This is a genomic window from Pseudomonas sp. PB103 (genome assembly GCF_009764635.1).
Classification (GTDB): domain Bacteria; phylum Pseudomonadota; class Gammaproteobacteria; order Pseudomonadales; family Pseudomonadaceae; genus Aquipseudomonas.
Genome location: NZ_RWIL01000123.1, coordinates 12,711 through 25,354, shown reverse-complemented (window position 1 = coordinate 25,354; position 12,644 = coordinate 12,711). Strand labels below are relative to the sequence as shown.

The 12,644-nt window shown below is 61.1% G+C and carries 12 protein-coding genes; 9 read left to right on the top strand and 3 right to left on the bottom strand.

All coding sequences use genetic code 11. From position 1 onward, the window contains the following. The first annotated feature begins 44 nt into the window (after positions 1–44). From EJA70_RS21710 to fdhA, 5 genes are all read left to right on the top strand, one after another. Positions 45–374 (top strand): sarcosine oxidase subunit delta, encoded by a 330-nt coding sequence (locus EJA70_RS21710; RefSeq protein WP_016986286.1) that lies wholly within the window; start codon positions 45–47, stop codon positions 372–374. After that, on the top strand, positions 371–3,388 hold the full coding sequence (locus tag EJA70_RS21705; RefSeq protein ID WP_158833404.1) for a sarcosine oxidase subunit alpha: 3,018 nt from the start codon (positions 371–373) through the stop codon (positions 3,386–3,388). The genes EJA70_RS21710 and EJA70_RS21705 overlap by 4 nt, the downstream gene beginning before the upstream one ends. Positions 3,389–3,517: 129 nt before the next feature. Beyond that, entirely contained in the window at positions 3,518–4,150 is a 633-nt protein-coding gene (locus EJA70_RS21700; RefSeq protein ID WP_008086919.1) for a sarcosine oxidase subunit gamma, read from the top strand. 232 nt (positions 4,151–4,382) lie between these two features. Further along, a complete protein-coding gene (purU, locus tag EJA70_RS21695; RefSeq protein ID WP_158833402.1) occupies positions 4,383–5,240 on the top strand; it encodes a formyltetrahydrofolate deformylase in 858 nt (285 codons plus the stop codon). A gap of 201 nt (positions 5,241–5,441) precedes the next feature. Then, a complete protein-coding gene (gene fdhA, locus EJA70_RS21690; protein ID WP_008086916.1) occupies positions 5,442–6,641 on the top strand; it encodes a formaldehyde dehydrogenase, glutathione-independent in 1,200 nt (399 codons plus the stop codon). Between the two features lie 120 nt (positions 6,642–6,761). Here fdhA and EJA70_RS21685 read toward each other — a convergent pair whose 3' ends face one another. Further along, positions 6,762–7,436 (bottom strand): anti-sigma factor domain-containing protein, encoded by a 675-nt coding sequence (locus EJA70_RS21685; protein WP_158833400.1) that lies wholly within the window; start codon positions 7,434–7,436, stop codon positions 6,762–6,764. Then, positions 7,433–8,068 carry an RNA polymerase sigma factor gene (locus tag EJA70_RS21680; RefSeq protein ID WP_158833398.1) on the bottom strand — a complete coding sequence of 212 codons (636 nt, stop codon included), beginning with the start codon at positions 8,066–8,068 and terminating at the stop codon, positions 7,433–7,435. The genes EJA70_RS21685 and EJA70_RS21680 overlap by 4 nt, the downstream gene beginning before the upstream one ends. A 150-nt stretch (positions 8,069–8,218) precedes the next feature. Between EJA70_RS21680 and EJA70_RS21675 the strand changes: the two genes are divergently transcribed. Then, positions 8,219–8,776 (top strand): DUF2780 domain-containing protein, encoded by a 558-nt coding sequence (locus tag EJA70_RS21675; protein ID WP_008078091.1) that lies wholly within the window; start codon positions 8,219–8,221, stop codon positions 8,774–8,776. A 1-nt stretch (position 8,777) separates the two neighbouring features. Here EJA70_RS21675 and EJA70_RS21670 read toward each other — a convergent pair whose 3' ends face one another. Further along, complete coding sequence (locus EJA70_RS21670; RefSeq protein WP_158833396.1) at positions 8,778–9,665, bottom strand: acyltransferase; 888 nt, start codon at positions 9,663–9,665, stop codon at positions 8,778–8,780. A gap of 307 nt (positions 9,666–9,972) precedes the next feature. Here EJA70_RS21670 and EJA70_RS21665 point away from each other — a divergent pair, with 307 nt between their 5' ends. The 3 genes from EJA70_RS21665 to creC all read left to right on the top strand — a co-directional run bounded on the left by EJA70_RS21665 (position 9,973) and on the right by creC (position 12,643). Continuing rightward, positions 9,973–10,476, top strand: coding sequence for an ATP-dependent zinc protease (locus EJA70_RS21665; RefSeq protein WP_008078089.1), 504 nt, complete (start codon positions 9,973–9,975; stop codon positions 10,474–10,476). Between the two features lie 68 nt (positions 10,477–10,544). Further along, a complete protein-coding gene (gene creB, locus EJA70_RS21660; RefSeq protein ID WP_008078088.1) occupies positions 10,545–11,225 on the top strand; it encodes a two-component system response regulator CreB in 681 nt (226 codons plus the stop codon). Beyond that, positions 11,225–12,643, top strand: a complete 1,419-nt coding sequence (gene creC, locus EJA70_RS21655; RefSeq protein ID WP_158833394.1) for a two-component system sensor histidine kinase CreC — start codon at positions 11,225–11,227, stop codon at positions 12,641–12,643. Before creB ends, creC begins: the two co-directional genes overlap by 1 nt. Position 12,644 lies beyond the last annotated feature (1 nt).

Genomic DNA, 12,644 nt, shown 5'->3' with positions numbered 1-12,644 from the left:
CTTCGCTCGCTACGTTTTCACGGCGCTTGATAGGAGAAATCCCCATGTTGCATATCTTCTGTCCTCACTGCGGCGAACTGCGCTCCGAAGAGGAATTCCACGCATCCGGTCAGGCGCACATTCCGCGCCCGCTCGATCCAGGCGCCTGCACCGACGAGGAGTGGGGCGATTACATGTTCTTCCGCGACAACCCGCGCGGTTTGCACCACGAGTTGTGGGATCACGTCGCCGGTTGCCGTCAGTACTTCAACGTCACCCGCGACACCGTGACCTACGAGATTCTCGAAACCTACAAGATCGGCACCAAGCCGCAATTCACCGACAAGGCTGATACGGCGAAAACAGCCACGACGGCGCTGGGAGAGAAGGTATGAGCCAGACCAATCGCCTGTCCAACGGTGGACGGATCGACCGCAACAAAGTGCTGAGCTTCACCTTCAACGGTCAGAGCTACAAGGGCTTCGAGGGTGACTCGCTGGCCGCCGCGCTGATCGCCAACGGCGTCGACATCATTGGCCGCAGCTTCAAGTATTCGCGTCCGCGCGGCATCTTTGCTGCCGGTGCCGAAGAGCCGAACGCGGTATTGCAGATCGGTGCTACCGAAGCCACGCAGATCCCCAACGTGCGCGCCACGCAGCAGGCGCTGTATCAAGGTCTGGTCGCGACCAGCACCAATGGCTGGCCGAGCGTCAACAACGACATGATGGGCATTCTCGGCAAGGTCGGCGGCAAGCTGATGCCGCCGGGTTTCTACTACAAAACCTTCATGTACCCGCAATCGTTCTGGATGACCTACGAGAAGTACATTCGCAAGGCTGCCGGTCTTGGCCGTTCGCCGACCGAAGTCGATCCGGACACTTACGACTACATGAACCAGCACTGCGACGTGCTGATCGTCGGCGCCGGCCCCGCCGGTCTCGCCGCTGCACTGGCAGCGGCGCGCAGCGGTGCCCGAGTGATTCTTGCCGATGAGCAGGAAGAGTTCGGCGGCAGCCTGCTCGATTCCCGTGAAAGCCTCGACGGCAAACCGGCGATGGACTGGGTCGCCAGTGTCATCACCGAATTGAAGAACACCCCGGACGTGCTGCTGTTGCCGCGCGCCACGGTCAACGGTTACCACGACCACAACTTCCTGACCATTCACGAACGTCTTACCGATCACCTCGGTGACCGTGCGCCGATTGGTCAGGTGCGTCAGCGTATCCACCGTGTTCGCGCCAAGCGTGTCGTGCTGGCGACCGGTGCTTGCGAGCGTCCGCTGGTTTACGGCAACAACGATGTGCCGGGCAACATGCTTGCCGGTGCGGTGTCGACTTACGTACGCCGTTATGGCGTGGCACCGGGCAAGAAGCTTGTCCTCAGCACCAACAACGATCACGCCTATCGCGTCGCGCTGGATTGGCTCGACGCCAGTCTGCAAGTGGTGGCCATCGCCGATGCGCGCAGCAATCCGCGTGGTGCATTGGTAGAAGAAGCCCGTGCCAAAGGCATTCGGATTCTCACTGGCAGCGCCGTGATCGAGGCCCGTGGCAGCAAACGCGTCACCGCTGCCCGCGTGGCGGCGATTGATGTTAAAGCCCACGCCGTGACCAGTCCGGGCGAATGGCTCGACTGCGATGTGGTTGCCAGTTCCGGCGGTTACAGCCCGGTCGTTCACTTGGCTTCGCACCTCGGTGGCAAGCCGACCTGGCGTGAAGACATCCTCGGTTTCGTGCCGGGCGAAGCACCGCAGAAACGCGTGTGCGTCGGTGGCATCAACGGTGTTTACGGTCTCGGCGATTCGCTGGCTGACGGTTTTGAAGGTGGCGTGCGCGCTGCTGCTGAAGCCGGTTTTCAGACCGTCGAAGGCGTGCTGCCGAAAGCCCTGAGCCGTCACGAAGAACCGACGCTGGCGCTGTTCCAGGTGCCGCATGAAAAGAACACCGCACGGGCGCCGAAGCAATTTGTCGACCTGCAAAACGATGTGACCGCTGCTGCCATTGAGCTGGCAACTCGCGAAGGTTTCGAGTCGGTCGAACACGTCAAACGCTACACCGCGCTGGGCTTCGGCACCGATCAGGGCAAGCTCGGCAACGTCAACGGTCTGGCCATCGCGGCCCGCTCGCTGAACGTAACCATCCCGCAGATGGGCACCACGATGTTCCGTCCGAACTACACGCCGGTGACTTTCGGCGCCGTGGCCGGTCGTCACTGTGGGCACATCTTCGAACCGGTGCGTCACACCGCCCTGCATGCCTGGCACGTGAAGAACGGCGCCGAGTTTGAAGACGTCGGCCAGTGGAAACGTCCTTGGTACTTCCCGAAAAACGGCGAAGATCTGCACACCGCCGTGAAGCGTGAATGCAAAGCCGTGCGCGACAGTGTCGGCCTGCTCGACGCCTCGACCCTCGGCAAGATCGACATTCAAGGCCCGGATGCCCGCGAGTTTCTTAACCGCGTGTACACCAACGCCTGGACCAAGCTCGACGTGGGCAAGGCTCGCTACGGTTTGATGTGCAAAGAAGACGGCATGGTTTTCGACGACGGTGTCACGGCGTGTCTGGCCGACAACCATTTCGTCATGACCACCACCACCGGCGGCGCGGCTCGCGTGCTGCAATGGCTGGAGCTGTACCACCAGACCGAATGGCCGGACATGAAGGTCTACTTCACGTCCGTCACCGACCACTGGGCGACCATGACCCTGTCCGGGCCGAACAGCCGCAAGTTGCTCAGCGCCGTGACCGACATTGATCTGAGCAACGAAGCGTTCCCGTTCATGACCTGGAAAGAAGGTCTGGTCGGCGGTGTGCCGGCGCGGGTGTTCCGTATCTCGTTCACCGGTGAGCTGTCGTACGAAGTCAACGTGCAGGCCGACTATGCGATGGGCGTGCTGGAGAAAATCGTCGAGGCCGGCAAGCAGTACAACCTGACCCCGTACGGCACTGAAACCATGCACGTACTGCGTGCCGAGAAGGGTTTCATCATTGTCGGTCAGGACACTGACGGCTCGATGACCCCGGACGACTTGAACATGGGCTGGTGCGTCGGTCGCACCAAACCGTTCTCGTGGATCGGCCAGCGTGGCATGAACCGTGAAGACTGCGTGAAGGATCAGCGAAAACAACTGGTCGGTCTGAAGCCGATCGATCCGAACGTGTGGCTGCCGGAAGGTGCGCAACTGGTGTTCAACACCAAGCAGGCGATTCCGATGACCATGGTCGGCCACGTGACCTCCAGCTACGCGCACAACTCCCTCGGTTATTCGTTTGCCATGGGTGTGGTCAAGGGCGGTCTGAAGCGCCTCGGTGAGCGGGTGTTTGCACCGCTGGCCGATGGCAGCGTGATCGAGGCGGAAATCGTTTCTTCGGTGTTCTTCGATCCGAAGGGGGATCGCCAGAACATCTGACCCCACAGTACCTGTGGGAGCGTGGCTTGCCCGCGATGGCGTCAGATCAGACAACACATCTGTGACTGACGGATCGCAATCGCGGGCAAGCCCGCTCCCACAGGGATTACGAATTCAGGAAGGTGCTTTATGACCACAGCCAATGTTTACCAACAACGCCCGACCACCGGCGCCAAGGCCGAGTCGTCGCTGCACCATGCCGACCTCGCCAGCCTGGTCGGCAAGGGCCGCAAGAACGCCGGCGTGATCGTGCGTGAAAAGAAACTCCTCGGCCACCTGACCATTCGTGGCGATGGCCACGATGCCGCGTTCGCCGCCGGTGTGCACAAGGCCCTGGGCATCGAACTGCCCGGCGCGCTGAGCGTTATCGTCAAAGGCGAAACCAGCCTGCAATGGATGGGCCCGGACGAGTGGCTGCTGATCGTGCCAAGCGGTGAAGAATTCGCCGCCGAACAGAAACTGCGTGAAGCACTGGGCGATCTGCACATCGCGATCGTCAACGTCAGCGGCGGCCAGCAAGTGCTCGAACTGAGCGGGCCGAACGTGCGTCAGGTGCTGATGAAATCCACCAGCTATGACGTGCATCCGAATAACTTTCCGGTGGGTAAAGCGGTCGGCACGGTGTTCGCCAAGTCGCAGCTGATGATTCGTCATACCGCTGAAGACACTTGGGAGCTGCTGATTCGTCGCAGTTTTTCGGATTATTGGTGGTTGTGGTTGCAGGATGCATCGGCCGAGTACGGGTTGAGCGTTCAGGCCTGAAAGATCAAAAGCTACCCCCTCACCCCAGCCCTCCCGAAACGTCGGACCGCCCCCAGGGGGGAGAGGGGGAAAGGGAGCCGATCTCGGGTGTTTTTGCGATCTGCATTCACCTTCAGATTTTCAGGTCGGCGTAGCTCGAAAGAACACCTCGGTCAGTCCCCTCTCCCTCTGGGAGAGGGCTAGGGTGAGGGAAAAACCTGACACCCCGCACAAGAACAGGAGTCACCGCACCATGAGCCGCGCCCCAGACACATGGATTCTGACCGCCGACTGCCCCAGCGTCCTCGGCACCGTGGACGCGGTCACGCGTTTTCTGTTCGAGCAGGGTTGCTACGTCACCGAGCACCATTCGTTTGATGACCGCCTCTCCGGGCGCTTTTTCATTCGCGTGGAATTCCGTCAGCCTGACGGCTTCGACGAGCAGTCCTTCCGCGCAGGCCTCGTCGAACGTGGCCAGGCCTTCGGCATGATCTTCGAACTGACCGCACCGAATTACCGGCCAAAAGTGGTGATCATGGTTTCCAAGGCCGATCACTGCCTCAACGATTTGCTTTATCGCCAGCGCATCGGCCAGTTGTCGATGGACGTCGCGGCGGTGGTCTCCAACCATCCGGATTTGAAGCCACTGGCCGACTGGCACCAGATTCCCTACTACCATTTCCCCCTCGACCCCAACGACAAGCCGTCGCAGGAGCGTCAGGTGTGGCAGGTGATCGAAGAGTCCGGCGCTGAACTGGTGATCCTCGCCCGCTACATGCAGGTGCTGTCGCCGGAGTTGTGCCGCAAGCTCGATGGCAAGGCGATCAACATTCATCACTCACTGCTGCCGGGTTTCAAGGGCGCCAAGCCGTATCACCAGGCTTATAACAAGGGCGTGAAACTGGTTGGCGCGACGGCGCATTACATCAATAACGATCTGGATGAAGGGCCAATCATTGCCCAGGGCGTCGAGGCGGTGGATCACAGTCATTACCCTGAGGATCTGATTGCCAAGGGGCGCGATATTGAAGGCCTGACACTGGCGCGGGCCGTGGGTTATCACATCGAAAGAAGGGTGTTTTTGAACGCCAATCGTACGGTCGTTCTCTAGATCGCCATCGCTGGCAAGCCAGCTCCCACAGGATTCAGTGTTGAATTCAAATTCTGTGAACGACACAAATCCCTGTGGGAGCTGGCTTGCCAGCGATGAGGCCCTGACAGGCAACACAAGAAACAGCATCTGTACCCGAGCATTTAACGCGCTGCCTGCCTGGGCAACGCGGTTCCATAAAAACAACAGCGAGGTGAAAGCATGTCTGGCAATCGTGGTGTGGTGTATCTCGGCGCTGGCAAGGTCGAAGTACAGAAAATCGACTATCCGAAAATGCAGGACCCGCGCGGTCGCAAGATCGAGCACGGGGTCATTCTCAAAGTGGTTTCCACCAACATCTGCGGCTCCGACCAACACATGGTGCGCGGCCGTACCACGGCGCAGACCGGTCTGGTGCTGGGCCACGAGATTACCGGCGAGGTGATCGAAAAAGGCTCCGACGTCGAAAACCTGAAAATCGGTGATCTGGTCTCGGTACCGTTCAACGTCGCTTGCGGGCGCTGCCGTTCCTGCAAAGAGCAACACACCGGCGTCTGCCTGACCGTCAACCCGGCCCGTGCCGGCGGCGCTTACGGTTATGTCGACATGGGCGACTGGACCGGTGGCCAGGCCGAATACGTGCTGGTGCCGTACGCCGACTTCAACCTGCTGAAACTGCCGGATCGCGATAAGGCCATGGAGAAAATCCGCGACCTGACCTGCCTCTCCGACATCCTCCCGACCGGCTACCACGGCGCGGTCACTGCGGGCGTCGGCCCGGGCAGTACCGTTTACATTGCCGGCGCTGGCCCGGTCGGTCTGGCCGCTGCCGCGTCTGCACGTCTGCTCGGTGCTGCGGTGGTGATCATCGGCGACGTCAACACCATTCGCCTGGCCCACGCCAAAGCGCAAGGTTTTGAAATCGTCGACCTGTCGAAAGACGCGCCGCTGCACGAACAGATCGCCGCGCTGCTCGGCGAGCCGGAAGTCGACTGCGCGGTGGACTGCGTCGGCTTCGAAGCCCGCGGTCACGGCCACGACGGCGCGAAATCGGAAGCCCCGGCCACCGTGCTCAACTCGCTGATGGGCGTGGTGCGCGTAGCGGGCAAAATCGGTATCCCGGGCCTGTACGTAACCGAAGATCCGGGTGCTGTGGATGCCGCGGCGAAAATGGGCAGCCTGAGCATTCGCTTCGGTCTGGGCTGGGCGAAATCCCACAGCTTCCACACCGGCCAGACTCCAGTGATGAAGTACAACCGCCAACTGATGCAGGCGATCATGTGGGATCGCATCAACATCGCCGAAGTGGTGGGTGTGCAGGTGATCAGTCTGGATCAGGCGCCGGAAGGGTATGGCGAGTTCGATGCGGGCGTGCCGAAGAAGTTTGTGATTGATCCGCATAAGTTGTTCAGTGCGGCGTAAGTAAAAAAAGGGCGACTTTCGGGTCGCCTTTTTTTAGATCAAAAGATCGCAGCCTTCGGCAGCTCCTACACGGATCGATGTAGGAGCTGCCGCAGGCTGCGATCTTTTGACTTTATGCACTCAGAGAGCCGCCAACGCCCCTTGATACAGAACCGGCCCAGTCGGCTGCCCAGTCGGCGAACCACCCTTCGGCTCCAGACTCACCGCCAGCGCAATCGGCTGACCAATCAACACCCTCTGCGCCGCGCTCAACTCGACTTTACCCTTGCCCCCCACCGGGATCACACCCAGCGAGATCGGTTTGCCATCGGCGGGAATTGCCCACAGTTCCAGGCTGCGATCAGGCGCGACGGCGGCCAGTGTCAGCGGCTCGACTTGCAGGTATTCCGCATGCGCCTCGACCTTCAGCGCCGGTTGCGCGTCGGCTGTCAGCAGCGTGGCGTGATAGCGGGCATCATCGCGGTTGTACAGCGAGCCGAGGAACACCAGCACGACGATCGAACATGCTGCCGCCGCAAGCCGCAGCCAATTCCAGAACGGCCGTTTCTCCGGCACATGCAGCACTTGCGGTTCTATGCGCGCGGTAATGCCTTGCCAGACACGGTCGGGCAGCGGATGTTCCGGCAGCGATTCGGTGAGGCTCGCCAGCGTTTCCTGCCATTGCGCCACTTCCGCACGCAACGCCGCGTCATCCAGCAGCCATTGTTCAAACCGTCGCCGCGCAGGCGCCGACATCAGGCCGATGGCGTAATCGGCGGCGAGGGCGCGGCGCAGGGCGGGGGTCTGGTAGTTCATGATTCAAGGCACCGACGCAGGCGTTCCATGCCACGGCGGATCCACGATTTCACCGTCCCCAGCGGTGTGGCCAGGTGTTCGGCCAGTTCCGAGCAGGACAATCCCTGAAAGTAGGCCACGCTGATCGACTGGCGCTGCATGCCGTCGAGGGTTTCCAGGCAGCGGTTGAGTGCGTGAGCCTCACGGGCGCTGCTCAACTGATCATGGGCCGAGGGGCTTTCGTCCGGCAGGGCGTCCTGTTCCAGATCGGTCAACGGCCGGTCGCGGTGTTTGCGTAGCTGGTCGATGGCTTGATTGCGGGTGATGTTGATCATCCAGGTCAACGGCGCCGACAGGTGCGCGTCGTAGCGCGAGGCGTTGTTCCAGATGCGCACGAAGGCTTCCTGCAGCACTTCTTCGGCCAGATCCGCACGACCCATGAAACGCAGGGCCACGCCGTGCAGGCGTGGGCCGACGCTGCGGTACAAGGTTTCGAAGGCGCGCCGATCTCCCAGTGAACACTGGGCCAACAGCTGTCGCAATGGATCGGTGTCGGCGATGGAAATGACGACTCTCCAGGCAAGGCTGAACGCACGAGGGCGCGACTCGGACTGTTCACAGGCTAGTTCAGCGACAGCGGTTGTGCCATTCATCGCGAGGGTGTCCGGGATTTCACGTTTTATATACGCAGGCCGGATGAAAATGGATGCGCCGCGCCGGAACATGCCGGCGGATACCCGGTCAAACCGGCAGTTTCGCTGCCCATTCAACGGGTGGTTTTCACAGCGCAAGAGGATGTCTGAATGAAGATTTCACGTGGTATTGCAATGGCTTCGCTGATGACCCTTGCGGCCAGCCCGGTGTTTGCCGGTTTCAGCCTCGACGATGTGACCAAGGCTGCTGCAGGCATGCAGGGCGGCAACGCTGCCACGGCCGCCGCGCCGACTTCGGAAACCGCCGGTCTGCTGCAAGCCGTCACCGGTCTGGGCGTTACCCCGCAGCAAGCCGTCGGCGGCACCAGCGCGATGCTTGGCCTGGCCAAGAACCAATTGAGCAGCACCGATTATTCGCAGTTGGCCAAGGAAGTACCGGGCATCGACAAGCTGTCGGGCGGTAGCGGTAACCTGGCGGCGTTGAGCGGGTTGCTCGGTCAGTCCGGCAAGTCCGCCGGTCTGGAAAACGCGCTGGGCAACGTCAAGGACACCAATGACCTGAACAACGCTTTCGGTGCCTTGGGCATGGACAGCGGCATGGTCGGCCAGTTTGCCCCGGTGCTGCTCAAGTACTTGGGTGACCAAGGCGTCGGCGGCCCGCTGTTGCAAAGCCTGGGCAGCATCTGGGGCGCCGGCACCGGTAGCTGATTCAGCGGCGCTCGCTGCGCAGTTCGGCGATGCGCTGATCCTTCTCGCTCCAGAGCTGGTTGACCCAGCTCTGGACCGTCTGGCGAAACGCCGGATCATTCTCGTAATCGCCCTGCCACAGCGCCGGGTCGAGTTCGCGGGTCTGGATGTCGATGATCACGCGCGGCACGTTGCCACTGATCAAGTCCCAGAACCCCGGAATGTTCTCCTGTGGATAAACCACGGTGACGTCGAGAATCGCGTCCAGTTGTTCACCCATCGCCGCCAACACAAATGCCACACCGCCGGCCTTGGGCCTGAGCAGGTGGCTGAACGGTGATTGCTGTTCGGCGCTTTTCGCCGCCGTGTAGCGCGTGCCTTCCAGATAATTCACCACGGTCACCGGCTGACGCTTGAACAGCTCGCAAGCCTGTCTGGTGATTTCCAGATCCTTGCCCGCCAGCTCGGGGTTCTTCGCCAAAAATGCCTTGGTGTAGCGCTTCATGAACGGGTAATCCAGCGCCCACCACGCCAATCCCAGAAACGGTACCCAGATCAGTTCCTTCTTGAGGAAGAATTTGAAGAACGGCGTGCGTCGGTTCAGCGTCTGGATCAGCGCCGGAATGTCGACCCAGGATTGGTGGTTGCTGATCACCAGATACGAGGTGTCGCCGCGCAGGCCTTCGCCGCCGCGAATGTCCCATTGGGTGGGAATGCACAGGCGGAAAATCAGCTTGTCGATTTCGGCCCAGGTCTCGGCGATCCACATCACCGCCGCCGACGCATAGTCGCGCCAGCGGCCCGGCGCGACCAGTTTGAGCAAGGCAAACACCAGCAACGGCCCGATCAGGATCAGGGTGTTGAGCAACAGCAGCAGGGTGACGAAACAGCCGGTGAGCAGGCGGCGCATAAGCAACTCTATGACGTGGGTTGGGCGCGTCATGATAAGCAGCTTCGCGCGACAGGCCAAATCGGCGCTGACGAATGTTTCACTTTTGGGGCGGTATGCTGATGCCAGATATCGTATTGAATGTGCTGGCCTCATCGCTGGCAAGCCAGCTCCCACAGGTTTCTCTGGTGTTAACAAGAATTGCATTCATTGAAGTTCCTTGTGGGAGCTGGCTTGCCAGCGATGCAGTCTCTCGGGCGAACGAATTGCTCGCCGGGTGTCTAAAATCTCGCGTCTGCCGCCCTCATTTTTCAAGGAAGCCCCTTACGTGAAATCCCTCCTTGCACTGTTTGCCCTCGTCGCCCTGCCGGTCATGGCCGCCGAGCCGACCCTGTACGGGCGCTACGAATACATCGCGCTGCCGGAAATCGGCGGTGAAGTGCTCAAGGCCAAGATGGATACCGGCGCGCTGACCGCCTCGCTGTCGGCCAAGGACATCGAAACCTTCACCCGTGATGGCGACGACTGGGTGCGTTTCCGCCTCGGCACCAAAGACGCCAGCAACAAAGTCTACGAACACAAGGTCGCGCGGATCAGCAAGATCAAGAGCCGCTCGGATGAAGAGGACGAGGGCGAAAGCACCGAAGTCGCCAAGCGTCCGGTGGTCGATCTGGAGCTGTGTCTGGGCAACGTCAAGCGTACCGTTGAGGTCAACCTGACCGACCGCAGCAACTTCAACTACCCGCTGCTGATCGGTGCCAAAGCCTTGCGCGAGTTCGGCGCAGCCGTGAATCCGGCGCGGCGCTTCACGGCCGACAAGCCGGACTGCTAAGTGGTCTCATTGACGTAACGTCAGGCTTGGGGCACCGTTCGCGCACTTAACCCACGGGCTCGGACGCCATGCCTCATATCCTGATTGTCGAAGACGAAGCGGCGATTGCCGACACGCTGATTTTCGCCCTGCAAGGCGAGGGGTTCGGCACCACGTGGCTGAGCCTCGGCGCGGCGGCGCTGGAACATCAGCGGCAGACCCCGGCCGACCTGATCATCCTCGACATCGGCCTGCCGGACATCAGCGGTTTCGAAACCTGTAAACAGCTGCGGCGCTTCAGCGAAGTGCCGGTGCTGTTCCTCAGCGCTCGTGATGCAGAGATTGATCGTGTGGTCGGGCTGGAGATCGGCGCCGACGACTATGTGGTCAAGCCGTTCAGTCCTCGCGAGGTGGCGGCGCGGGTCAAGGCCATCCTCAAACGCATGGCGCCGCGAGCCTCAGTGGACGTCGCTTCGGCGCTGTTTCGCGTCGACCCTGAACGCGTACAGATCAGCTATCGCGGCCAGCCCTTGAGTCTGACTCGCCACGAATTCCGTCTGTTGCAATGCCTGCTCGAACAACCCGAACGGGTGTTCAGCCGCGAGCAATTGCTCGACGCGCTGGGCGTGGCGGCCGACGCCGGCTACGAGCGCAGCATCGACAGCCACATCAAAAGCGTGCGCGCCAAACTACGCCTGGTGCGTGCAGAGGCCGAACCGATCCAGACCCACCGTGGCCTCGGATACAGTTACAGCCCGGGGCACAGCTGATGTCACTGGGGCTGCGGATATTTCTGGTGTATGTGCTGTTTATCGGCCTGACCGGTTATTTCGTGCTCAACACCGTGATGGAAGAAATCCGCCCGGGCGTGCGCCAGTCCACCGAAGAAACCCTGGTGGACACCGCGAACCTGATGGCGGAAATACTACGTGACGATTTCAAGGCCGGGACCCTCAGCGAAAATCGCTGGCCCGAACTGCTGCGTGCCTATGGCGAGCGCCAGCCGAAAGCGACGATCTGGGGCTTGCCGAAAAATCAGGTTAACCACCGTATCTACGTGACCGACGCCAAAGGCATTGTCGTGCTCGATTCCAGCGGTGTCGCGGTCGGCCAGGATTACTCGCGCTGGAACGACGTCTACCTGACGTTGCGCGGCGAATACGGCGCACGCTCGACCCGCAGCGATCCACATGATGCCAGTTCATCGGTGATGCACGTCGGCGCGCCGATCCGCGACAACGGCCAGATTATCGGCGTGGTCACCGTGGCCAAACCCAACAGCTCATTGCAGCCCTATGTCGATCGCACCGAACGGCGCCTGCTGTTTTATGGCGCCGGCCTGATCGGCCTTGGCTTGTTGTTTGGCGCGTTGCTGTCGTGGTGGCTGAGCCGCGCACTGCGTCGCCTGACCGGTTATGCCCAGGCCGTGAGCGAAGGCCGGCGCGTGGAAGTGCCGCACTATCGCGGCGGCGAGCTGGAGCAACTGGCCACGGCGGTCGAACAGATGCGCACGCAACTGGAGGGCAAGGCCTACGTCGAACGCTACGTGCACACGCTGACCCATGAATTGAAGAGCCCGTTGGCGGCGATTCGTGGCGCAGCCGAGTTGCTGCAAGGTGAAATGCCGCCCGTGCAGCGCCTGCGTTTCGTCGGCAACATCGATAGCGAAAGTGCGCGGATGCAGCAGTTGATCGAGCGCCTGCTGAACCTGGCGCAAGTTGAACAGCGTCAGGGTCTTGAAGAGCGAGTGGCGGTGCCGTTGGCAGTGTTGGTCGATGAACTGTTGCAGGGCCAGGCCGCGCGGATCGAGGGCAAGCAATTGCGCGTCGAGCAGACGATAGCTGCGGAGCTGTTGCTGATCGGCGAGCCGTTTCTGCTGCGTCAGGCGCTGGGCAATCTGCTGGAAAATGCACTGGATTTCACCCCGAAGCAGGGTGTGTTGCGTTTCAGTGCCGAGCGCGTTGGCGAACAGATCGAGTTTCGATTGTTCAATGAAACCGCACCGATTCCCGATTACGCCTTGCCGCGCCTGACCGAACGCTTTTACTCACTGCCCCGTCCCGACAGCGGCCGTAAAAGCACCGGGCTGGGGCTTAACTTCGTTGAAGAAGTGGTCAAGTTGCATGGTGGCCGGCTGGCTGTGCGCAATGTGCCCGGAGGCGTCGAAGTGACGCTCAGCCTGCCGTAAC

Excerpts from the sequence above, each read along its gene's own strand:
- EJA70_RS21705 (WP_158833404.1), top strand. The coding sequence starts at position 371 with ATGAGCCAGACCAATCGCCTGTCCAACGGTGGACGGATCGACCGCAAC.
- EJA70_RS21675 (WP_008078091.1), top strand. The coding sequence starts at position 8,219 with ATGAAGATTTCACGTGGTATTGCAATGGCTTCGCTGATGACCCTTGCG.
- EJA70_RS21700 (WP_008086919.1), top strand. The coding sequence starts at position 3,518 with ATGACCACAGCCAATGTTTACCAACAACGCCCGACCACCGGCGCCAAG.
- EJA70_RS21670 (WP_158833396.1), bottom strand. The coding sequence starts at position 9,665 with ATGCGCCGCCTGCTCACCGGCTGTTTCGTCACCCTGCTGCTGTTGCTC.
- EJA70_RS21710 (WP_016986286.1), top strand. The coding sequence starts at position 45 with ATGTTGCATATCTTCTGTCCTCACTGCGGCGAACTGCGCTCCGAAGAG.
- creB (WP_008078088.1), top strand. The coding sequence starts at position 10,545 with ATGCCTCATATCCTGATTGTCGAAGACGAAGCGGCGATTGCCGACACG.
- EJA70_RS21685 (WP_158833400.1), bottom strand. The coding sequence starts at position 7,436 with ATGAACTACCAGACCCCCGCCCTGCGCCGCGCCCTCGCCGCCGATTAC.
- EJA70_RS21680 (WP_158833398.1), bottom strand. The coding sequence starts at position 8,068 with ATGAATGGCACAACCGCTGTCGCTGAACTAGCCTGTGAACAGTCCGAG.
- creC (WP_158833394.1), top strand. The coding sequence starts at position 11,225 with ATGTCACTGGGGCTGCGGATATTTCTGGTGTATGTGCTGTTTATCGGC.
- fdhA (WP_008086916.1), top strand. The coding sequence starts at position 5,442 with ATGTCTGGCAATCGTGGTGTGGTGTATCTCGGCGCTGGCAAGGTCGAA.
- purU (WP_158833402.1), top strand. The coding sequence starts at position 4,383 with ATGAGCCGCGCCCCAGACACATGGATTCTGACCGCCGACTGCCCCAGC.